This window comes from Klebsiella sp. JN_Kp122 (genome assembly GCF_040062085.1).
Lineage (GTDB): Bacteria > Pseudomonadota > Gammaproteobacteria > Enterobacterales > Enterobacteriaceae > Klebsiella > Klebsiella aerogenes.
The window spans coordinates 1-22207 of the sequence record NZ_JBEAHW010000047.1 but is presented as its reverse complement, the minus strand read 5'-3'; the positions used below and the strand labels follow the sequence as shown (position 1 = coordinate 22207).

19 protein-coding genes are annotated in these 22207 nt (G+C 55.5%); 8 read left to right on the top strand and 11 right to left on the bottom strand.

The window, feature by feature from the left end; translation table 11 throughout:
- Positions 1-137 precede the first annotated feature (137 nt).
- Both fliE and ABLU78_RS20990 read left to right on the top strand, forming a co-directional pair.
- Entirely contained in the window at positions 138-452 is a 315-nt protein-coding gene (gene fliE, locus ABLU78_RS20995; protein ID WP_015367290.1) for a flagellar hook-basal body complex protein FliE, read from the top strand.
- Positions 453-1480: 1028 nt separating this feature from the next.
- Positions 1481-1804, top strand: coding sequence for a hypothetical protein (locus ABLU78_RS20990; RefSeq protein WP_046884172.1), 324 nt, complete (start codon positions 1481-1483; stop codon positions 1802-1804).
- A 397-nt stretch (positions 1805-2201) separates the two neighbouring features.
- On the opposite strand, the gene fliT is transcribed toward ABLU78_RS20990, so the two are convergent.
- From fliT to fliD, 3 genes are read right to left on the bottom strand one after another with little or no spacing between them, the layout of a single operon-like run.
- Positions 2202-2609: a flagella biosynthesis regulatory protein FliT gene (fliT, locus tag ABLU78_RS20985; RefSeq protein ID WP_032714211.1), complete on the bottom strand. Its 408-nt coding sequence runs from the start codon at positions 2607-2609 to the stop codon at positions 2202-2204.
- A complete protein-coding gene (fliS, locus tag ABLU78_RS20980; RefSeq protein WP_015704959.1) occupies positions 2609-3019 on the bottom strand; it encodes a flagellar export chaperone FliS in 411 nt (136 codons plus the stop codon). The genes fliT and fliS overlap by 1 nt, the downstream gene beginning before the upstream one ends.
- A 24-nt stretch (positions 3020-3043) precedes the next feature.
- Entirely contained in the window at positions 3044-4447 is a 1404-nt protein-coding gene (gene fliD, locus ABLU78_RS20975) for a flagellar filament capping protein FliD (RefSeq protein ID WP_032714212.1), read from the bottom strand.
- Here fliD and ABLU78_RS20970 point away from each other — a divergent pair.
- The 3 genes from ABLU78_RS20970 to ABLU78_RS20960 all read left to right on the top strand — a co-directional run bounded on the left by ABLU78_RS20970 (position 4441) and on the right by ABLU78_RS20960 (position 6930).
- Positions 4441-4686 (top strand): hypothetical protein, encoded by a 246-nt coding sequence (locus ABLU78_RS20970; RefSeq protein WP_015367282.1) that lies wholly within the window; start codon positions 4441-4443, stop codon positions 4684-4686. The genes fliD and ABLU78_RS20970 overlap by 7 nt on opposite strands.
- A 43-nt stretch (positions 4687-4729) precedes the next feature.
- Complete coding sequence (locus tag ABLU78_RS20965; RefSeq protein WP_032714213.1) at positions 4730-6010, top strand: flagellin FliC; 1281 nt, start codon at positions 4730-4732, stop codon at positions 6008-6010.
- A 197-nt stretch (positions 6011-6207) separates the two neighbouring features.
- Complete coding sequence (locus ABLU78_RS20960) at positions 6208-6930, top strand: RNA polymerase sigma factor FliA (RefSeq protein ID WP_015704963.1); 723 nt, start codon at positions 6208-6210, stop codon at positions 6928-6930.
- 30 nt (positions 6931-6960) lie between these two features.
- Here ABLU78_RS20960 and ABLU78_RS20955 read toward each other — a convergent pair whose 3' ends face one another.
- From ABLU78_RS20955 to ABLU78_RS20940, 4 genes are all read right to left on the bottom strand, one after another.
- Positions 6961-8130, bottom strand: a complete 1170-nt coding sequence (locus ABLU78_RS20955; protein ID WP_048228629.1) for a TieB — start codon at positions 8128-8130, stop codon at positions 6961-6963.
- A 28-nt stretch (positions 8131-8158) separates the two neighbouring features.
- Positions 8159-10381, bottom strand: a complete 2223-nt coding sequence (locus tag ABLU78_RS20950) for a TonB-dependent receptor (RefSeq protein ID WP_048228630.1) — start codon at positions 10379-10381, stop codon at positions 8159-8161.
- A 169-nt stretch (positions 10382-10550) separates the two neighbouring features.
- Complete coding sequence (locus tag ABLU78_RS20945) at positions 10551-11342, bottom strand: TonB family protein (protein WP_226925548.1); 792 nt, start codon at positions 11340-11342, stop codon at positions 10551-10553.
- The gene (locus tag ABLU78_RS20940) at positions 11339-12202 is read right to left on the bottom strand and encodes a ChaN family lipoprotein (RefSeq protein ID WP_048228631.1); all 864 of its coding nucleotides are present in this window, start codon (positions 12200-12202) and stop codon (positions 11339-11341) included. The genes ABLU78_RS20945 and ABLU78_RS20940 overlap by 4 nt, the downstream gene beginning before the upstream one ends.
- Before the next feature lie 453 nt (positions 12203-12655).
- Between ABLU78_RS20940 and ABLU78_RS20935 the strand changes: the two genes are divergently transcribed.
- From ABLU78_RS20935 to ABLU78_RS20925, 3 genes are read left to right on the top strand one after another with little or no spacing between them, the layout of a single operon-like run.
- Entirely contained in the window at positions 12656-13639 is a 984-nt protein-coding gene (locus ABLU78_RS20935; protein ID WP_224108172.1) for an iron ABC transporter substrate-binding protein, read from the top strand.
- 23 nt (positions 13640-13662) lie between these two features.
- A complete protein-coding gene (locus ABLU78_RS20930) occupies positions 13663-15237 on the top strand; it encodes an iron ABC transporter permease (RefSeq protein WP_048228632.1) in 1575 nt (524 codons plus the stop codon).
- A gap of 1 nt (position 15238) precedes the next feature.
- Positions 15239-16267 carry an ABC transporter ATP-binding protein gene (locus tag ABLU78_RS20925; protein WP_048228633.1) on the top strand — a complete coding sequence of 343 codons (1029 nt, stop codon included), beginning with the start codon at positions 15239-15241 and terminating at the stop codon, positions 16265-16267.
- Positions 16268-16514: 247 nt separating this feature from the next.
- Here ABLU78_RS20925 and ABLU78_RS20920 read toward each other — a convergent pair whose 3' ends face one another.
- Genes ABLU78_RS20920 through ABLU78_RS20905 form a run of 4 tightly spaced genes read right to left on the bottom strand, consistent with a single transcriptional unit; the run spans position 16515 to position 21773 of the window.
- Positions 16515-17480: a PDR/VanB family oxidoreductase gene (locus tag ABLU78_RS20920; RefSeq protein ID WP_048228634.1), complete on the bottom strand. Its 966-nt coding sequence runs from the start codon at positions 17478-17480 to the stop codon at positions 16515-16517.
- A gap of 56 nt (positions 17481-17536) precedes the next feature.
- Positions 17537-18985, bottom strand: coding sequence for an NAD-dependent succinate-semialdehyde dehydrogenase (locus tag ABLU78_RS20915; protein ID WP_048228635.1), 1449 nt, complete (start codon positions 18983-18985; stop codon positions 17537-17539).
- Between the two features lie 18 nt (positions 18986-19003).
- The gene (gene yeaW, locus ABLU78_RS20910) at positions 19004-20128 is read right to left on the bottom strand and encodes a carnitine monooxygenase, oxygenase subunit YeaW (RefSeq protein WP_020079182.1); all 1125 of its coding nucleotides are present in this window, start codon (positions 20126-20128) and stop codon (positions 19004-19006) included.
- Positions 20129-20165: 37 nt separating this feature from the next.
- Entirely contained in the window at positions 20166-21773 is a 1608-nt protein-coding gene (locus ABLU78_RS20905; protein WP_046884184.1) for a BCCT family transporter, read from the bottom strand.
- Positions 21774-22207: the final 434 nt, after the last annotated feature.

Sequence of the window (22207 nt, the reverse complement as noted above, 5' to 3'; positions counted from 1 at the left end):
ATTCTGATTGCCCGATAAGCCGGGTTTTTTGCGGCTAATTAACCGCTTTAAGCAAAAATCGCTGTGTTAGGGTGTGCAGCATTGGAGAAGTACAGGGTGAAATAGCGCCTGGCGATCACGACAGTATTGAGGAAAAGATGGCGATTCAGGGTATTGAAGGCGTACTGCAACAGATGCAGGCGATGGCGATTCAGGCGGGAAATAACGGGCAGAATAGCGTACCGCAGGGAGTCAGTTTTGCCAGTGAATTGACCGCCGCGCTGGGTAAAATCAGCGATACCCAGCAGGCCGCGCGTCAACAGGCGCAAAACTTCGAGCTGGGCGTGCCGGGTATCAGTCTGAATGATGTGATGGTCGATTTACAGAAATCTTCAGTTTCGTTGCAGATGGGCGTACAGGTGCGCAATAAGCTGGTGGCGGCCTATCAGGACATTATGAATATGCCGGTTTAGTTATACAATCCCGGCGCAATTTCTTCCTGCAAACCGCTATGCTAACGCTGGCGGTTTTGTCTATTTACGGCGATAACGGCAAAAAACTGCTCGCCTCTGCATTGATTTTGCTCTTTCACCCGGTGAATGAATGGGCCTGAAGTATCATTACTATTGATAGGGGATACAGATCAATAGCTGTTCATCGATCGACACAAACGATCTGACTACTACCACTACAAACTGTATGGTCTTGCCAAAATAATTCTAATTTGGAATAGCAGATGTCCGGAAAAGTAGACTATCAGTTGCGGCGTAAGGTTTGGATTGGGATTTTTCTCGGTTTGTTGGTCTTTTGGGGAACCATTGCGACGATTGTTACCTTAGCGTTGGCTTAGCGCCAAAAGTTTCTACTGTTATTTAGTATCTCCCCGTCAGGTACAAGAAAGATCTGCTTTGTATTATCGGCGAAAGGTGAAAATTTAAATTTGGATGGCAATTCACTATCGTTTCCCGGCCCGGTGGCAAATAATCTGCGCAAATTTTGCTCCGCGGAGGCGTTATGCTGTGGCTTCAGACCGTTGTATTTTTTGTCGTTTTAGCTTTTGTCGCGATAGCGATGTTTCATGAAACCTGGCGACAGGATAGCGAGTAACCGCCGTTTCAACTTCCTCTGATCTGTCTCCCTCCTTAACAGTGACTAAACTTAGAGCATGGCTAACGGTCTTCTGGAGGGTGTTGTGAATAGATTCCACGATGAATACGACGAGCGGGAAATGTACCATATGGTCTGCCGTTGGGAAGATGAAGGCGGGGCGGTAGCGTAACGCATCTCTTTTAAACTGACAGCATCCTGGCGGCTCAGGCGTGAAATCGTTGTATGGCATGAACGCGCGCGCTTGACCCCTGGCAACTTCAGGGGCAATATTCCACGGACTGTGGTAAACCCGGCTGTCTGCATGACACCTGAGCATTTGGTTGAGCGATATAACGAGTATCTTCAGTCGGAAACGTTGGACAAATATATAACCAGCATGGAGGAGCCTGGCGTGGGAAAGCAGCTAACAGAAGATGATCTTCGTGAACATGGCTTCACCGATAAAGAGATTGCCCGCTTACGTGAAATCATGACGCGGCAAGAAAGTAACAATGAAACCTATGCTACTTTGATCGACAGTTTACGAAAACGTTTTTGGGGCGGCGTTATTGTTGTTTGTATTGCCTTTGCCATAGTCGTTTCGTGGATTTTTAACTTCGAAAGTAATGATTTTACTTATCCGCTAATCATTATTTTTATCCTGATTGCTGTTTGGAAATTAACACCTTTCCCGATGGCTTTTAAAGCTTATCTTATCTACTTGAAAATCGAGTGATTACTTATTATCAATTTCATATATGGTATTGCCTATTTGTATTCCTTTTACCGTTGATGAAACACCTTTAAGAGCCAACGCAGGGGCGCTCATTTCCAGAGGAATACATCCATATTTTATCCTCGTGACAGATATCAGATTAACCCGGTCAAGATAACACAGAGTATTTTACAGGCATATTTCCCTAAGCCTGTGAGTGGCTTATTTTAGCTGTCGCGATGTTTAGAATATTTAATTGATGAATGTATGAAGCGTAAATGAAATAATTGATTATATATTATTGCTTATTCACTCCTGTAAAATCCGCTGATGGCTTACCAGGCAACACTCTGCATTGCCCTGGTGAGACCCATCATGCGCTTCCTGGCCGGAATATCTGGCTGTGAGGCTGTTGTTGTTATTGTAATTCTTCGCTTTTGCTCTTGATGGCGACCACATTATCGGACTGCAGTTCGCCAAGCAGGAGCGAGCGATCGTCGAACTGGCCGTAAGCGTTGTTGACCGCGTTCTGGCGAGTGGATTGATCGATCAGCGTTTTTAATTGCTCCATCCGCTGCTGCAATAGCCCTTTCAATACCCCTTCGTTGTCGATAATCTGCTGCAACTTAGCGTTGAGCATCTCTTGCAGAGCCAGCGATGGCCCCGCTTTGCCGGTAAATTCGGCGGTTTTCTCAACCGCCGTCACGTAGGCAAACTGCATTTCCACCAGCGCTTCCCATTGCCCGGCGCGCGCCAGGGCAATCATCTGGCTGCTCAGGGTATGGATCTGCTGATAGGCGGCTAAAAGCTGCTGTTGGCGTTCCATCACAATGTACCCTGAGCAGGTTGATAGTTTGGCCCAATTTGCCGCCAGGCATCGGCGATATTTTCCAGCAGCTTGACCACTTCGACGATCGCCGCTTCGTCATTATGCAGGTTGGCCTGCATCAGGCGTCGCTTCATATAATCGTACAGCGCCGCCAGATTATCGGCGATTTCGCCGCCTTGCTGGTGGTCGAGGCCGCTTTTCAACCCGTTGTCGATGATGTTGATTGCCTTCGACAGTGCCAGGCCTTTACCGGCGATATCCCCCTGATTCATCAGGATGCGTGCGCGAAGCAGGGCGTTAAGCGCCCCGTCGAACAACATTACGATTAACTGGTGCGGACTGGCGCTCATCGCGCTGCTTTCCAGACTGACCTGTGCGTAGGCTTGCGTGCCGCTACGGTTATACATGCTGTTTCATTACCTGATTAAGGGTTACTGGGACGAGAACTGCTGTTGTAAGTAGTTACCCGTGCTGCTCAGCTTGGACATCATGGTATCCAACTGAACAAACTGTTGTTTATAGCGATCGATAGTGTTCTGGATGCTATCGGAAACGGTGTCGATCTGGATATTCAGGCGATCGAGATTGGTGTTAATGCTTTTGGTCGAGTTCTCGATGATGCCGCCCGCTTTAATATAGTTCTGGATTTCATTATGGATTTCGGTGGCCATCCCGGTGTCTGTCCCGTTGCCGGCGAAGAAGTTGGCGACCTGATCCGGTTTCTCGTCGAGCGCTTTATTGAGCTTGGTGCTGTCGACTTCGAGCTTGCCGGTTTTGGGATTAGTTGAGATCCCGAGGTTGCCAAGGCCTTTCAGCTCCGGGTTGTCCTGAGCGGCGCTGAGCGCGCTTTTAATCGACGACTGAATGCCGCGCAGGGTGTTATCGCCCAGCAGCGCGCCGTTCTTGGCGCTTTGCGCTTCACCGCTTTTCACCGGGGTGTATTTAGTCAGCGAGCCGAAGGTGTCGAGCAGCGAATTGTAGTTATCCACCCAGGATTTAATTTTGTCGGCGGTGCCGCTTTTATCGATGCCGATCACCAGGTTTTGCGGTTCGCCGGCTTTGGTGGTGGTTTTCAGGTCGATGGTGACGCCCTGCAGCGCATCGGCAATCGAGTTGGTGCTGCGCTTAATTTTGGTGCCGTTGACGATAATCTCCGCATCCTGTCCGGCAACGGTCTGCTTCATCGCGCCGCTTTTGCTATTGCTGTCGTAGTTGAGGATGGCGCCGAGCTTATCGTCGTTATTCACCTGCACCGACACGGTGTTTTTCTCGCCGGTGCTGGTGGAGCTCAGCGCCAGCTGATAGTCATTGTCGCCGACGCGCATGATGCTGGCGGTAACGCCGGCTTTGGCGCCGTTGATGGCATCGCGCATCTCCAGCAGCGAGGTCTGGTCGTCGCTCAGCGGAATCGTGGTCTCTTTCGGCGGATTACCGGCGGTGATCGTAATGGAACGATCGCTATTGCCAGCGGTACCCAGTTTTTCCTGTTGATCGGTAATCGTCGCCTGGGTGGTCAGGGTTTGCGGCTGCGCCAGCTTCTGCACTTCAACGCTATAGTTGCCCGGCACCGCCTTATCGGTGGTGGTGATGGTGAACTGGTCGTGCTTGGTGGCGGTGGTGCTGTTGAAAAACTCCGGCTTGGCCAGCTCCTTGCTCAGGTTATCGAATTTTTCCAGCGAGCTTTTTAACGTGCCGTAAGCCGTTAGCTGCGCGTTATAGCTGGTTTGCTGAGTGGTATACGGCGTCAGGCGCTGTTGTTCCGCCTTGCTGAGTTTGTCCAGTAAACCGTTGAGGTCGAGTCCTGAGCCGATGCCTAAGGAACTGATCGATGCCATTGGTGTTTCTCCTTACTAATGACGTTATTCGCTTATTGCGTTATCGGCCCAGTGGAGAAAAAGTTTACCGAAAAAGTGAAAAAGGCGATGGCGTAATAGAAGAGGGAAAAAGCGCGTTATTTTCGCCATTGGCGGAGGGGCAAAAATTTTTCAAAAAATGGCTAAAGGTTGCAGAGGATACGTCGATACCAGAAGGGACGGTGGTTGACGCCGTGGGCAAGCAAGCCCGAACCTTTTAACCACGTTGCACAGAACGCAACTGACTCGTAAGGAATGCATATAATGGCACAAGTAATTAATACCAACAGCCTGTCGCTGATGGCGCAAAATAACCTGAACAAATCCCAGTCTTCCCTGGGCACGGCGATTGAGCGTCTGTCTTCCGGTCTGCGCATCAACAGCGCCAAGGACGATGCCGCGGGTCAGGCGATCTCCAACCGTTTCACCGCTAACATCAAAGGCCTGACTCAGGCTTCCCGTAACGCTAACGACGGTATCTCCCTGGCGCAGACCACCGAAGGCGCGCTGAACGAAGTCAACGATAACCTGCAGAACATCCGTCGTCTGACTGTGCAGGCGCAGAACGGTTCTAACTCCGATAGCGATCTGAAATCCATCCAGGATGAAATCACCCAGCGTCTGTCTGAAATTGATCGTATTTCTCAGCAGACCGATTTTAACGGTGTGAAAGTGTTAAGCAAAGATCAGTCTTTAACTATTCAAGTGGGAGCTAATGATGGTGAAACTATCAGTATCGATCTGAAAAATATTAATAAAGATACTCTGAATCTGTCCTCTTTCGACGTTTCTGATAAAACTAATAAAGTTGGTGCGGTGCTTAATAGCGTAGCTGAAACTAAGTCTGTAACCCCAACTATTGGCACAGAAACGGGGACCGCTGCGGCAGGGGCAAAAACTATTCAAACTTATCAAGATGCATCGGGCGCCACACAATATGCTGTAAAGACGGACGACGGCACCACACAAACTTACTACAAAGCAACTCTGGGTTCTGACGGCAAAGTTTCCGTTGACTACAGCGCCGGTAATAAAATTACTACAGCACCTACTGGTGGATATGCTGCTGCCACCGATGTTGATATTCAAACTGGTAAAAATGTAACGGTCAAGGGGCTGGCTTCAGGTGAAGAATTGCATTCCTTTACTGACAGTACAGGCGCATCTAAATATGTAGTTAAAACCACCGATGCCGAAGGCAAGACCATCTATAAAGACGCTACAGTAGCGGGTGATGGTACTGTTACTGCAACCACTGAAAACAAGAATGTGGTTAATCCATTAAAACAATTGGATGATGCCCTGTCCCAAGTTGATTCCCTGCGCTCCTCCCTGGGTGCGGTACAGAACCGTTTCGATTCTGTTATCAACAACCTGAACAGCACCGTGAACAACCTGTCCGCGTCCCAGTCCCGTATTCAGGATGCTGACTACGCGACCGAAGTGTCCAACATGAGCCGCGCGAACATCCTGCAGCAGGCGGGTACCTCCGTGCTGGCGCAGGCTAACCAGTCGACTCAGAACGTCCTGTCTCTGCTGCGTTAATCGCACGCCTGATTACTGTCGCATCGTAACCCCGCTTCGGCGGGGTTTTTGCTTTTTGCCCATAGCCGCCTGGCAAAACGGCTGAATGAGAAAGCATGTCGTAAATAGAGACGCTTTTATGCGGTTTTTCCGGCGATTGGCATTTTTGCCCCTGCGCATAATAGCGCTGACTCTCTTATCCGCAGGTTTCAGAAATAGTGAGCGATTTGTATACCGCCGAAGGCGTGATGGACAAAAATTCCCTCTGGCTGCGCTACGTTCCGTTAGTGCGGCACGAGGCGTTACGCCTGCAGGTCAGGCTGCCCGCCAGCGTCGAGCTTGACGATTTATTGCAGGCCGGGGGAATCGGGTTGTTGAACGCCATCGAGCGTTACGACTCGCTACAGGGAACGGCCTTTACCACCTATGCGGTGCAACGTATCCGCGGCGCAATGCTCGATGAACTGCGTAGCCGCGACTGGGTGCCGCGCAGCGTACGGCGTAACGCCCGCGAAGTCGCCCAGGCGATGCAGAAGCTGGAGCAGCATCTTGGCCGCCCGGCCACGGAAAGCGAACTTGCGCAGACGCTGGGTATCACCCTTGCCGAGTACCGACAAATCCTGCTGGATACCAATAACAGCCAGCTGTTCTCCTATGACGAATGGCGGGAAGAACAGGGCGAGAATGCCGAACGACTGCTGGAAGGGCACGAAGAGGCCAATCCGTTGCATCATCTGCTGGAAGGCAGCCTGCGCCAGCGGGTCATCGAGGCCATTGAAGCCTTGCCGGAACGCGAAAAAATGGTCCTTACCCTCTACTACCAGGAAGAGCTCAACCTTAAAGAGATCGGCGCGGTGCTGGAGGTGGGGGAATCCCGCGTTAGCCAGCTGCACAGCCAGGCGATTAAGCGCCTGCGCGCGAAGCTGGCCAACGAAGGCTAATAACCACCTGCCGGACAGGTGGTTAGCGGATTACGATTTACGCAAATCAATGCGCAGAATGCGCTCCTTCGCCCCTTCGACAAATACCTCAGGATCCCACTCGCGATTGAACCCTTCTTTAATGCCGACGTACAGGGTATCCATGTCCGGCGACAGCACCATTTGATTCGGATAAACCGGGGCGCGGAATTCATGAGTCACCCGCCAGGTTTTGCCATCCACGACGCTGATGGTGCCGCTGGTGAAATTGCTGACGTACAGCTCGTTATATTTCGGATTGAAGCGCACCGCGTTGGCGCCCACTCCGGTACGCACGTAACCCAGCGATTTGCCGTCTTTCAGATCGAAAATATACAGGCCGTCGTGCGGGCCGCTGCGATCGTCGTGATCGAAGGCGACCACGAAAATACGCCCTGAGTCGGAATCAACGATCAGGTTTTGCGCGCTGGCCAACTGCGGCGCGTTAAGCGGGATGGTGCGGACAACCTGCTGGGTTCTGGCATCGATCTCGTTGATATAGTCGCGGCCGCCAACGTAGATCTTCTGCGTCTTTTCATCCAGCGTCAGGCCGTAGGCGGTGCCGCGATAGGCGCCTTTGACTTCCCCTTTCAGCTGCAACGTCGTGCCGTCGAGCATCAGCAATTTATGCAGCGGACGCATCCCGTCCTGGGTTTTCAGCATATGGCTGTAGCTGACAAATAACAGATTAGCGGCGCGGCTGTATACCATATGCCGCAGATGTTCGAAGCGCGCATCGGCGGCGCCGTCGGTTGGGAAGCTCAGGCGCGGACTGGTGCGGGTGATTTTACCGCTGGCGGCGTCGAACTGGCTGATACGCAGCGAAGCCGACTGGGTATGGCCGACATAAAGCACGTGCGCCGGCTGATTCATCGCCAGCGAGAAGGCGCGCCAGGGCATATCATAGCGCTGGATAACCTGCAGGGTGGCCGGATTAAAGGCGTAAAGATAACCTTTATTGGCCGTGCGGTTAACCCGGTCGGTGGCCGCGGCGAATAGCAGGTTGTCGCCGTTGTCGAACGCCAGCTCATAAACCCCTTCGTTGGCTTCCTGCAGGTAATTGGTTTTCATCGCAAAGCGCGACGCTTCCCGCGGCGGCGGATCGATGGCGAAAGCCGGGTGGGGGAACAGGGCGGCGAGCAGTAGCGCAGCCAGCGGTTTTATCAAGTTGCGATTAGGCATGATGGTTATCCTTGTTGACAAATAGGGCTCAGAACTGGATTTCGCCGCCGAAAATATAGGTGCGGCCGCGGGCGGTGGTGTTAACAGACGCGCCCTCTTTGGCGTTATCGAGACTCTGGTTCATACGGTTTAACGCTTCGGAGTAGTCACGATTCGTTACGTTCTGTACGCTAAAGCGCAGCAGCACGTTCTCGGTCATCTGCCAGCTGCTATAGAGGTCGATAATGGTCGGGATATTCGGCATGCTCTCTTTAGGCACCGTATTGGTGTCGAGGCTAATGCCTTCGGTACTCAGGCGTTTTGATTTACCGGTGAATTTCACCAGGCTGCCGACGGTGAGTTTGCGATCGAACAGGCGCCCGCCGACATCCACCGTGGCGTAGCTGCTGGGGAGATCGCTCAGGTCGCTATAGGCGAAGCTATAGACCGTGCTGGCAATAGAGGTGGGCTGATCGGTGCGCTGCTTGCTCCACGACACATTGGCGTAGGCAAAACCGATGTCGTATCCGGCTTCAATCTCATAGCCCTCGGTGGTCACCGGCGAGGTGACGTTAACCGAGATATTGGCGTTGAAATCCGGCGAAGCATTGGCGACATCTTTACACAGCCCGCCGTTGCTGCACAGCAGGAAGGATTCGCTGGTGATGTAATCTTTAATCCGCGAGCGGTAGGTCAGAGCTTTCAGATGCAGGCTATCCTGCTCGCTCAATAATCCTTGTTTGATAACGTTAAAACCGGCCTCCCAGGTCTCGGCTTTTTCCGGTTTCAGGAACGGGTTCATCGATGCGCCGCCCTCGTTGGCGAAGAACACTTCCTGAACGTTCGGCGCACGCGAGGAACGGCTCCAACTGACAAACGGCTGCAGCCATGGCGTCACCTGAGCGGAGAAGGTCGCCGAGGGATTAAAACCGTTATCTTTGACGTTGAGTTGGGTGGCCCCTTGCGGGAAGCATTTTTCGTTATCTGCACAGGCCGGTTTATAGCCCTGTACCCGGCTGCGGGTATAGTTGAGATTAAGATCGAGCTGATAAATATCCTTGTTTAATGTCAGCCCGCTATAGAGCGAGGCGATCTTCTGCTTGCCCGCCGGGGCGAAGGCGTTGTGGTCGGTCTCGGTATCCTGCACGAAGCGGCGGGAATAGCGGGTGTCCATTAATTTGCCGCCGAGCTGGAAAGCGGCATACAGATCGTCGGTAATACGAAAACGGCTGGTGTTGTTCATGTCCAGCGCGTTGGACTTATTGGTGGTCGAGGAGTTATTAAAATTATACAGCGACTCCGGTTTATATGCCTGATTGCCGCGGCTGGTGCTGGCTAATACATTGAACTCGACCAGTTCATTGAGCGGCGCGTAGTTATAGCGCAGATAGTAGTCGTCGCTGCTAATATCGCGACGGGTAAAACTATTGCGGTAATTACGCCCGGAAAACTCGAAGCGGTTAAATTGATCGACGTTGAAATTGATTTTATATAGCTGCGAGCGCGGCTCCTGACGCAAATATTTATTATCTTCGCCGATAAACTCTTCGCTGCTGCGTCCGCCGCCGTTTTTATAGGTCGCATAGGTGCGGGTGCCGCTGATGCCGAGTAGCGCGCCAAGGCCGCCGCCGTTATCGAAGGTGTCGGTTTTGCCGGCTACCGTTACCATACCGGTGCGGCCGAGTCCGTTATCGCCCACGGAAAAACGCGACAGCAGGCCGACCTGATGCCCCGGTTTTAACACATCATCGATGCCGATGGTGTGCAGGTTGGCGCTGCCCGCCAGCGCGTTGACGCCTTGCGAACCGGCGCTGTTGCCGCGGGTGATATCCACTTCGGCCAGGAAGTTGGGGTCCAGCGGCACCCCGGCGGCGGTATTCGCCCCGCCGTGGTAGTTAGCTGGCGCCATGCCGAAGAAGGTCTGGGTGACACCATCGACCATGGTGTTTACCCGGCCCAGCCCGTTCATGCCGCGAATATTGACGCTGATGGTGCCCTGCAGCGGGTCGATTTGCGTATAGGTGCCCGCCATGCTGCGCAGCGAGGCATCGAGGCTTTGCAGATTCTTATTGAGCGTTCGCGAACTGTAGGCGCCGGGACGGGTATAGCTCTCCTCTGAGGAGCCGACCTGGCCGGCATTTTCCGCCAGCGGGTTATCGGTAATGGTGATAGGAGAGAAAACCGATTCTCCTTCGCTTTCGGCGGCGAAAGCCTGGCCGTTGACGATAAGTAGCCCGGTAACGAGCCCCGTGATTATTTGTGATTTTTCCATAATCCAATCCTGAGGTAATAAATAGTTAACGCACAAAAAGGGCAGCAGCGTGCATCGCGCTTATTGCTAAGTGCGATGACACATTGCCCAAAATAAAAAATTATTAGCGGTCAGTGACCGTGATAAATAACATCCTGGATGCCTGAATAAATAACAGGGAACCCTGGGTTTATATTTTTAATAAGCCGAACTCCACCGGCAGGGTGACCTTATTTATGCCGTTACGCAGCAGCTCTTTTGGCGGCGGCGGAAGTGGACGCGCATTTTCCAGCGCCATCAGCGCGGCGCGATCCAGTGAATGGGTCCCTGATGAGTTCGCCAGCTGCGATTGCAACACCTCGCCGCGTTCGTTGACGCTGAAGGTAATAATGACGGTACCGGTACGTTTACGGCGGCGCGCATCTTCCGGGTAGTGGCGCATTTTGTTGATTTTGCCTTTCACCAGCGATTCCCAACTGATCTTGTTGTCGCTCAGGCGCGCGGCATCGCTATCGAGCGGCGCGGTGGTGCGCTGAGTGAGGACGGCCGGCGCCGGGGGCGCGGCGTAGCTGGTGATGGTTGAATTACCCTTTTCCTCTTGCTGCTGACGGCGGGACTGTTTTTTAACCTCGATTTTCTTTTTCCGCTGCGGTTCGGGTTTGCTGGCGGAGAGCTTTATTTGCGCATTGTCGTGAATATGCAGCTTCGGCGCCTCTTTCGCCGCGGCCGTTTCCTGCTCGGTCATCGCCTCGACTTTGCGCTGCTGGGTGACGCCCGGCGGCAGCTCGGGATGAATCAATGACACTTCCAGTTCCGGCGCGTACTCCACCATCACCGCGGCAGGGGGGGCGGCATCCGGCGGCGAGGCGAAATGAATGATAAAAGGTACGGCCAGCGCCAGATGACCCAGCACGCTGGCCGTTGTTCCCGTGAACCAGCGAGGGCGCGACGCTATCAATGGCGTGGAGAGAGGGATATTCATTTTTCCGCCGCCACCGACCAGATGTAATCAGCCTGCTTCGCCGTCGGCGTGGTGCCGTCGGTGGTCAGCAGTAACACCAGCGGTTTTTCCGCATTGAGATCGGCCAGATGCAGCGGTACGCCAATATCTTTAGCCGCATGATAGCCGCCGGCAATCAGCAGCGCCGGGCGCGGTGCGGCTTGCATTTGCGTCGCCATCAGGCGATCGCGCTGCTGCTGAATAGCGAGCATAGAGGTAACCTGCTCGCCATCGATTTTCCCGTTATGCATCAGATAGATAATGGCCGATAGCGATTCATGTACCTGCGGGCTGTTGGAGAGCGTTCCGCGGGGAAACGTGGGATGCTGATAGATGTCGCTCACCTGCTGGCGGCTAAGGTTGGCTGCCAGCAGTGGATAAGGTGCTTGCAGCGCGGTCATCACGACGTCGCGATAAAGCGCCCACGGCCAGCCGGGGTTCCAGCGCAGGGTTTCCGCCGCGCGAGTGGCGCTCACGGTCGTCCCGCTGAGGCTGGCCCGTTTGACCCGATTGACCGCCTCCTGCTGGCTTAGGTCGATCATCTCCATCAGCACGCTGCCCTGCGGGCGAAGGGTGTGGAGGTTCTGCAGCAGCCAGCGCTCAATCTGGTGATGCTGAGCGTTGGTATGTTCTTCGCCAACAATAACCAGCGGCGCCTGGGCGAGTTGGTTCAGCAATTGTTGCGGCGTCAGGGTGCGCCCGCTGGCGGTATCACGAATATTCGCCTTCTCTACCAGCGCGTGCTCCCCGGCAGGGGAGAGGGGGTGAACCGGGCTGTGACAGGCGCTCAGTAACCACGCGCAGCCTATAACCAGAGTCTTTAAAAGGGGGTCCTTAAACATAAAATATCCATTTTCGGCTTTTTAATCGTCTTTTCTTCGTATCTTGCTGCTGGAACAGGATGATATGTGATATTGAGAATGATTATCAAGATCATTCTCATTTAAAATTATTGGCAAGGGTGATGATTTCACCCGGTAAGCAGCTGGCCGTTGCTGTGTCGCGGGGAGAATCTGTGAAGACGATCAAGCTTTTAAACAGCGATAATATTTAAACCTGCTGGCTTAATGTTGTCTTAATGTTTGTTTCGGTCGCGCGTTGAAATAAGCATTTTGTCATCAGGAAATTCTAATTGGCGGTGTTTTTCACTTTTTTAAAATGATGGTAATTGTTTTCATTATCATTCACATTCCTCTGTGATTTAATCCGTGCCAACCCGGTTTCTCCACGGCTTTTCGACTACCCATACTAAGGATTAGCTTATGAATTTCCGCTTATCGGCATATTGCGCGGCGATGCTCGCTGCTTCGGCTCTGTTTACCGCTCCGCAGGTTATGGCTGCTGACAATGGCGACGGCATCGTGGTGTATAACGCCCAGCATGAAAACCTGGTGAAATCCTGGGTTGACGGCTTTACCAAAGAAACCGGTATTAAAGTCACGCTGCGCAACGGCGACGATAGCGAATTGGGTAATCAACTGGTGCAGGAGGGGGCAGCCTCGCCGGCGGATGTCTTCCTGACCGAAAACTCACCTTCAATGGTGTTGGTTGATAATGCCAAACTGTTTGCGCCGCTGGATGCCGCGACGCTGAATCAGGTCGCGCCGCAGTATCGTCCTGAGCACGGCCGCTGGATTGGCATTGCTGCCCGCAGCACCGTTTTCGTCTATAACCCGGCGAAAATCAGCGAATCTCAGCTGCCGCATTCGCTGATGGACCTGGCGAAACCTGAGTGGAAAGGGCGCTGGGCCGCCTCACCATCGGGCGCAGACTTCCAGGCCATCGTCAGCGCCATGCTGGCATTGAAGGGCGAAAAAGCGACTCTCGACTGGCTGAAGGCGATGAAAACGAACTTCGTGGCCTACAAAGGCAACAGCACGGTGATGAAAGCGGTCAACGCCGGACAAATCGACGGTGGGGTGATCTACCACTATTACCGCTTTGTCGACCAGGCGAAAACCGGCGAGAACAGCAAAAACACCAGGCTGTATTACTTTAAAAACCAGGATCCGGGCGCTTTCGTGAGTATCTCCGGCGGCGGCGTACTGGCGTCCAGCAAACATAAAGAGCAGGCGCAGGCCTTTATCAAATGGATCACCGGCAAGCAGGGTCAGGATGAGCTGCGTACCAATAATGCTTTCGAATATGCGGTGGGCGTGAATGCCGCCTCTAACCCGAAACTGACGCCTCTGAAAGAGCTGGACGCGCCGAAGGTAGAGCCGTCAACGCTGAATAGCAAAAAAGTGATCGACCTGATGACCCAGGCTGGCCTGCTGTAATTTGATGCTGAAGTGATTTATCTATGTCTGTCCTGAGTCTGGTACTCGGAAAGAAAACAGGACGCCTGCCCGAGCGCAGGCGTCCTGCATTTCCGATGGTTGCCTTAGCTGTACTGTTTTCAGTAATGGCGTTACTGCCGTTAGGTTTTGTGGCCGCGGTGGGGATTGAGACCGGCTGGCCGACCATTAAAGCACTGGTGTTTCGCCCGCGGGTAGCTGAACTGCTCAGCAATACGCTGTGGCTGACGCTGCTGGCGGTGCCTATCTCTATCGTACTGGGCGTGGCGGTGGCCTGGCTCACTGAACGCACCGCGCTTGCCGGGCGTCAGCTATGGTCGGCGCTGGCGGTCGCGCCGCTGGCTATCCCGGCATTTGTCCAGAGCTATGCCTGGGTCAGCGCGGTTCCCTCGCTGCACGGCCTGTCCGCCGGGGTGTTCCTCTCGGTGCTGGCCTACTATCCTTTTATCTACATGCCGGTGGCGGCGGTGCTCCGTCGTCTCGATCCGACGCTGGAAGATGTTGCCGCCTCGTTGGGTACGCCGCCGTGGAAGGTTTTCTTCCGCGTGGTGCTGCCGCAGTTGCGGTTGGCTATCTGCGGCGGTGCGCTGCTGGTGGCGCTGCATCTGCTGGCAGAATATGGCCTGTATGTGATGATTCGCTTCGATACCTTCACCACCGCCATTTATGACCAGTTCCAGTCTACCTTTAGCGGCCCAGCGGCGAATATGCTGGCGGGAGTGCTGGCGCTGTGTTGTCTGGCGATTCTGCTACTGGAGAGCGTTTCGCGCGGTAAAGCGCGCTACGCGCGCATCGGCGCCGGCGCGGCGCGCGAACAGAAGCGTCGTCCGTTGGGGAAAGTGGCCGCATGGGGCGCGCAACTGCTGCTGCTGACGCTGGTGATGCTGGCGATGGGCGTCCCGCTGCTGGTGCTGTGCCGCTGGCTATGGCTCGGCGGGGTGGAGAACTGGCTGCATGCCGATCTCTGGCATTCGCTGCGCCAGACCCTGATGCTGGGCGCGGGCGGCGCGCTGCTGACCACCGCCTGCGCGATTCCTATCGCCTGGCTCGGCGTGCGTTATCCGCGCCGGCTGTTTCGCCTGCTGGAGGGCTGTAATTACATCACCAGCTCACTGCCGGGTATCGTCACCGCGCTGGCGCTGGTGACGGTCACCATCCACTATGCCCGTCCGGTGTACCAGACCGAGGTGACCCTGTTCCTCGCGTACCTGCTGATGTTTATGCCGCGAGCGCTGATTAACCTGCGCGCCGGTATCGCCCAGGCGCCGGTTGAGCTGGAAAATGTCGCCCGTAGCCTTGGGCGCAGCCCGGCCCGCGCCTTATGGAGCGTCACCATGCGGCTGGCCGCGCCGGGAGCGGCCGCTGGCGCCGCGCTGGTGTTTCTTGGCGTGAGCAACGAGCTCACCGCGACGTTGCTGCTATCGCCGTTAGGCACCCGCACGCTGTCGACCGGTTTTTGGGCGTTGACCAGCGAGATCGACTACGTCGCCGCGGCGCCCTATGCGATGCTGATGATCGTGATTTCGCTGCCGCTGACGGCGGTTCTTTATGTGCAGTCGAAAAAAATTGCAGGGTTGTAACATGCTGGAATTGTCTTCTATCTCGAAATCTTTCGCCGACGCGCTGGTGCTCGATAACCTTAATCTGGCAGTGGCGCCGGGAAGCCGTACCGCCATTGTCGGCCCGTCGGGTTCCGGTAAAACCACGCTGCTGCGGATTCTTGCCGGTTTTGAAACCCCGGATAACGGGCGAATCGTTCTGCAGGGCAACACCCTGTTTGCCGAAGGCGTGTTTGTGCCGGCGCATCAGCGCGGGATCGGTTTCGTGCCGCAGGAAGGGGCGCTGTTCCCCCATCTTAACGTCGCGGACAATATTGCCTGGGGACTCGATTGCAGTCGCGAAGAGAAACGCCGTCGGGTGGCCGCACTGATGGAGATGGTGGCGTTAGATGCGACATTAGCGAACCACTGGCCGCATGAAATTTCCGGCGGCCAGCAGCAGCGGGTTGCGCTGGCGCGCGCGTTGGCCCAGCGGCCATCCCTGATGTTGCTGGATGAACCTTTCTCGGCGCTGGATACCGGGCTGCGGGCGGCGACGCGCAAAGCCACCGCCGATCTGCTGGCCGAGGCTGGCGTAGCCTCGATCCTGGTCACTCACGACCAGACTGAAGCGCTGTCGTTTGCAAGCCAGGTCGCGGTGATGCGGCAGGGGCGTTTCGCTCAGGTAGGGACGCCGTTCGAGGTCTATTCGCGTCCGGTTGACGAGGCCACCGCGCTATTTCTTGGCGATGCGCTGGTGCTCGACGCCGAGCTCATGGAAGGGCGCGCCCGTTGCGCCATCGGCGAGTTGCCGACCGACGATCCTCACGCCAGCGGCCGCGGGCGCGTGATGTTGCGCCCGGAACAACTGCGGGTGTCGTCGTGCGCGCCGCAGGAGAGCGCCTTTCGCATCGTGGATGTCGATTTCGCCGGCCATATCTCGACGCTGACGGTGAGGGCGGCGGGGCAATCGATGCCGCTGGTGCTGAAAACCGTCAGCCAGGCCGCCTGGCAAGCTGGCGCCGCGGTTCGCCTGGACGTTATTGGTCAGGCGCGGATATTTTGCGCATAGCGGTGAAAAGCTCAACGTTCAGCCGGGATAAAAATTGATTTGGCGCGGAGATGCGTTAATTCGCTGCTGATGTAGCACATTGTGCTAATTACACTACCAGCGAAGGCTTTAGTATCCGCGCCACTGATCTCGTCGCCATGGAGTGGTAGGTCGTTGGAATATTTCCGCGGGGTCAGTCCATTCTTATTGCGGTGCGAGCTGGAACTGTGATTGTCTCTCCGGCCAGCGCCGCTGGCCGGAGAGCGAGCTATAAATCCAGCACTAACCGGCCGCCTTTAGCGCGTGAGCAGCAGATCAGCATACTCTGCTGGCTGGCTTTCTCTTCATCGCTGTAATACTGATCGCGGTGGTCGGCTTCGCCCTCCAGAATCATCGTTTCGCAGGTGCCGCACACCCCTTCGCGGCACAGACATTCCACCTTCGCCGCTTTGTTATTCTCGATCACCTGCAAAATGGTCATCTCCTGCGGCACGGTAAATTCGCGTCCGGAACGCGCCAGCACCAGGGTAAATGCCTCTCCGCCTTTATCTTCAACGATAAATTGCTCAAAGTGCAGCTGGCTGGCGGGAACCTGATACCGTTCGGCGGCGGCTTTCACCGCCTCGTTAAGCGCTGCCGGGCCGCAGGTATAGATGTGGGTGCCGGGTTCGATATCGGCGAACAGGCGCGACAGGTCGAGACGGCTGCCGAGCGCTGATATGTGAATATCGACCCGGTCGCGCCACGGCGCGGCGCTGAGCGCATCGACGAAAGCATTATTGTCAGCGTCGTGGAAACAGTAGTGCAGCTGCCAGTCGGCCTGCTGTTGTTCCAGTTCCGGAATATGCGACAAGAATGGCGTGATGCCGATACCGCCGGCGATCAGCAGATGTTTTCGCGCCTGTGGTTCGATGGCGAACAGGTTGTTGGGGGTGGATACCGTCAGGGTATCGCCCGGTCGCACCTGCTGATGCATAAAACGCGAGCCGCCTTTAGAAGGCGACTCAAGACGCACCGCAATCTGCCAGCTGGTGGTATCCAGCGGTGAGCTCATGAGCGAATAGGCATTGCTGTAACGCTGCTCGCCATCCTGCATCTGGACGATTATATGGCTGCCGCCGCTGAACTCCGGCAGCGGAGCGCCGGTCGACGATACCAGCGTAAAACGCTTAACCTGGGCGGTGATCTGTTCAACATCGCGAACGATCGTCTCAAACATTTGATAATCAGACATCGCTGAACTCCATCAAAAATCCCGGCGTGGCCAGAGCCGCCGCCGGGAGAATACAGTTACAACCCCTGGCAGAGATACTTCATCTCCAGGTAATCTTCGATTCCGTGTTCCGAGCCTTCGCGGCCAAGACCCGACTGTTTCACTCCGCCAAATGGCGCGACTTCATTAGAAATCAGCCCGGTATTGATGCCGACCATGCCGTATTCCAGTTGCTCGGAGACGCGCCAGATACGGGCGGCATCGTTGCTGTAAAAATAGGAGGCGAGACCGTAGATGGTGTTATTCGCCTGCTCGATGACCTCTTGCTCATCCTCAAATTTCACCAGCGCGGCCACCGGGCCGAAGATCTCTTCCTGCAGCAGCAGTGACCCCGGCTGTACGTCGCCGATCACCGTAGGGGTGAAGAAATTACCGCCCAGCGGATGCGCTTTTCCGCCGGTTAACAGCGTGGCGCCGCGGCTCATGGCGTCGTCGAGCAGGGACTGGACTTTGCGCCCGGCGTCGGCGTTGATAAGCGGGCCAATCTGCACACCGGACTCGCTGCCATCGCCCACTTTCAGAGCGGCGACGCGGGCAACGAACTTATCGCAGAATTGGTCGTAGACGGCGCGATGAATATAGAAGCGGTTGACGCAAACGCAGGTTTGCCCGGCGTTGCGGAACTTGGCGATCAGCGCGCCCTCGACCGCTTTATCGATATCGGCGTCGTCAAAGACGATAAACGGCGCGTTACCGCCGAGCTCTAAAGAGAGCTTTTTGATGGATTCCGCGCACTGGCGCATCAGCACGCGGCCGACTTCGGTCGAGCCGGTAAAGGAGAGCTTACGCACCCGCTCATCACCGGTGAACACCGCGCCAATCTCACGCGACTGGCCAGTTACGACGTTAATGACGCCCTGCGGGATCCCGGCCTGATTCGCCAGTTCCGCCATCGCCAGCGCGGTAAACGGCGTTTCGTTGGCAGGCTTAATTACCATCGTACAACCCGCGGCCAGCGCCGGGCCGGCCTTACGGGTGATCATCGCTGCCGGGAAGTTCCACGGGGTGATCGCCGCGCAGACCCCCACGCCCTGGCGGATCACCATCAGGCGTTTATCGGCGCCGGGGGAGGGGATTATTTCGCCGTTGGCGCGTTTCCCTTGTTCGGCAAACCACTCGATAAACGAGGCGGCATAGGCGATTTCGCCTTCCGCTTCCGCCAGCGGCTTGCCCTGCTCGGCGGTCATTATCTGCGCCAGCGCGGTCTTGTTTTCGAGGATCAGGCGGTGCCAGTTCTTCAATAGCGCGGCGCGCTGGGCGGCGGTAAGCGCGCGCCATGCCGGCAGCGCGGCTGCGGCGGCATCCACCGCCTGCTGCGCTTCCGCTCGTCCCATATTGGGGATTTGGTCGAGCGTCGCGCCGGTGGAGGGATTGCTGACGGCAAGCGTCGTACCGTCGGCGGCATCGCGCCAGCTTCCGGCAATCAGCGCCTGCTGGCGAAACAGATTTGAGTGAAATACGGACATGGCCAACTCCTTCAATGATTACGGCTGGAATACCTGGGCGACCAGATTGTGGAAATGGGCGATCCCGTGCTCGGAGATCCCGCTGCCGCTGTTATCCGCCATAATGCGCCCCTGTCCGCGATAGCCGCGGGACTTCAGCCCCTTCTGCACGCTTTCCACCAGGCGCAAATCTTCCGGGCGGAACACGTCGCGATACCACTCAATCAGCGCTTTCTGCTCGTCGGTCAGCTCTTCGTTGGTGAAATAGATGTCGTAATTCTGCAGGGTGGTCTCTTCATCCACCGGGAATTCATAAATGACGGTCATCATGCCCTTGATCGGCGTGACGTTGAGCATGGTGCACGGCCACAGCCAGAAACCGTGGAACGCGGCGTCGGTGCCTTCTTCGAATTTAAATGACTGCTCGGACGGCTTGGCGAAGCCATACTGCAGCGTCCATTTGCCGTGCATGGTGTGCCAGTAACGGTCAACCTGCACGGAATCCGAGAAGCCCGGGTGCGCCGGGCCGCAGTGGTAACATTCCAGATAGTTATCGACGATATTTTTCCAGTTCGCCGGGGTAAGAGTGGTAAAGCGGGCCGCCAGTTTCAGCTCATGAACATCCGGGCAGGCTTCCAGCACTTTGTCCTGCAGCCCCGGTAGCTGCGTTTCCACGCTCTCCGCTTGCGGGTTCATATTGATAAACACAAAGCCGGCATACTCTTCAAGGCGAACCGGCACAAGCGTTGCCTTATCGCTATCGAAATTCTCCACGTTTTCGCAGTTGCGGGCGTGGGCGAGATTGCCGTCCAGCTTGAAGGCCCAGGCGTGATAGGGGCAGGTAATCACGTTTTTGGCTTTACCCTCGCCGCTCAGCAACTGGTGGCCGCGGTGCGGGCAGACGTTATAGAAGGCGCGCAGAATGTTGTCGCGCCCGCGGACGATAACGATATTTTCGCCGATGATCTCTCGGGTAATGTAATCGTTCGGCCTGGCGACTTCGCTGCCGTGGGCGACGCAAATCCAGCTATTGGCGAAGATACGCTCTTTCTCGTGCTCAAACGCCTGGCTGTCGGTGTAAAAACGGGCCGGAATGGTCCAGGCGTCCTGTGGATTGGCACAAAAGTTAATCGGCAGGGTAAAGTCAGGGCTTAAATTGCTCATGTAGGGTCACCTTGTGATTATTGTCAGTAAGCGTTTTTTACAGCGACTGGCCGTCGCCTTTGAGTACCGCGCCAACCGGCAGCGTCTCGGCTTTAACGATCGGCTCGGGCGTATGGGTTTCTATCTGATGCACAGGCACGTGGGCGTAGTCCTGTTTTAGCCAGCGTACAAAGCCGCCGGTCTTGATCAGTAAAATGGCAAGGAACGGTAAGGCGGTTAACACCACGGTGGTTTTCATGGTTTCCAGCGAAGCGCCGGTAAACAGAATCGATAGCGGGATAAGGGTTATCACCACGCACCAGAACAGGCGCATGCCGCGATCCGGATCCTCGCCTTCGCGCAGGTTACGGGTACTGGTCGCCGCCATGGTGTAGGCCACCGCATCCATGTGCGAAGCGAGGAAAACAATCATCACGAACAGATAGGCGGCGAGGAACAGCTTGCCCGCCGGCAGCGACATCAGCACCTGTTGGACGGCGGTTTCGCCGCCGAGGGTCTGCATGACCTGCGGCACGTTAATCACGCCGTTGACGAACTGATGCATGGCATAGCTTTCCATCACCCCGAAGAAGAACCAGCAGCCGGCGGTGCTGCCGAGGATAAGCCCCCAGATCACCTCTTTAATCTTACGTCCGCGGGAGACGCGGGTGACGAACATCGCCACGCCTGGGGTATAGGAGATCCACCACAGCCAGTAGAAGACGGTCCAGTTGCGGGTAAAGGCGCCATCGCCGAGCGGGTCGGTAAACAGGCTCATCTGCAGAAAGTTTTGGCTCGTCAGACCGATGGCGTTGATGATGTTATTGGTGATGAATTCGGTCGGACCAACCAGTAATACCACTAACGGCAGCAGGAACGCTCCCCAGCCGACCATTTTGCTCAGTCGCTGCAGGCCGTTGTTGATACCAATCCACGAACTCATGCAGAAAATACCGCCGGAGAGCAGGATCACAAACGCCTGGACGGTGAAGTTATCCGGCAGTCCGGTGAGAGCTGACAGGCCGCGGGTGAAGGTGGCGGCTGTGACCACCAACGAAATGGTTAACGCGCCGACGGTGGCGATCAGGAACATCAGGTCAACCAGGCGACCCCAGAAGCCCTGCGGATTGACGCCGGTGATCGCCGAAATGATCCCGGAGAGGCTGAGGCCTTTATTTTTCCGCACGTGAAAGTGATAGGCCATGATCAGCGAGGCGAGGGTGTAGGTCGCCCACGCGCTAATGCCCCAGTGGAAGAAAGAGTAGGGGATGCTGTATTCCAGCGCTTTTGCTGAATGCGGCGCAATATTCAGGCCAGGGGTCTGGTAGTAATAAGCCCACTCGGCAACACCCCAGTACAGCGTAGAGGAGCCGAGTCCGGCGCAAATAAACATAAACAGCCATGAGAGAGTGCTGTATTCGGCTTTGCCTTCGCCGAGCCGGATATTGCCGTATTTACTGGTGGCCAGATATAACACCAGTCCCAGCGCCAGCAGCACCAGCACCTGTACCGCGGAACCCAGCAGGCGGGTGACGCCGTTAAAAATCGAATTAGCCGCCTGGGCGGTTTGTTGGGGGAAGAGACTTAATGTAGCGGCGATGAAAACAATGGCCGCCAGGCTGATGACAATCAGCGGCACATCTTTTTTCTTTACGTTGCTCAACATGAGTGATCTCCTGGGCACGGTTGCCCGTCGGTGGCTTTAGCCTGTCGTTGTTATCACGCTGTAGGGTCAGGGTTCGTAGCAAAATGCTATTAACAATTGGATTATTTCTTCGTTACATGAATTAAACAATTGGCCGATTCGTGAAGCAATAAAACACGGAACGGAAATAATAAAAGGTGAATTGGCGCAGGTTCTTTCCTTTCAGGAATCAATAAAGTTCGCCGCTGTGATGCGGTTCACTTGTCAATCGTGGGGTTTTCTGCATTCAGAGGAGAGAGGGGAGTTGGCGCGAGTTTTCCCGGGTAGCGGCTGCGCCTTACCCGGGCTACGGTCCGAGCGACCTGCCTTTTATTTATTCACCACGCTGGCTGAAACTGCTGGTGTTGGTGGCCTCAAAATCGCTGAGACGTTCCCGGAAGGCCGGGGCAGCCCGC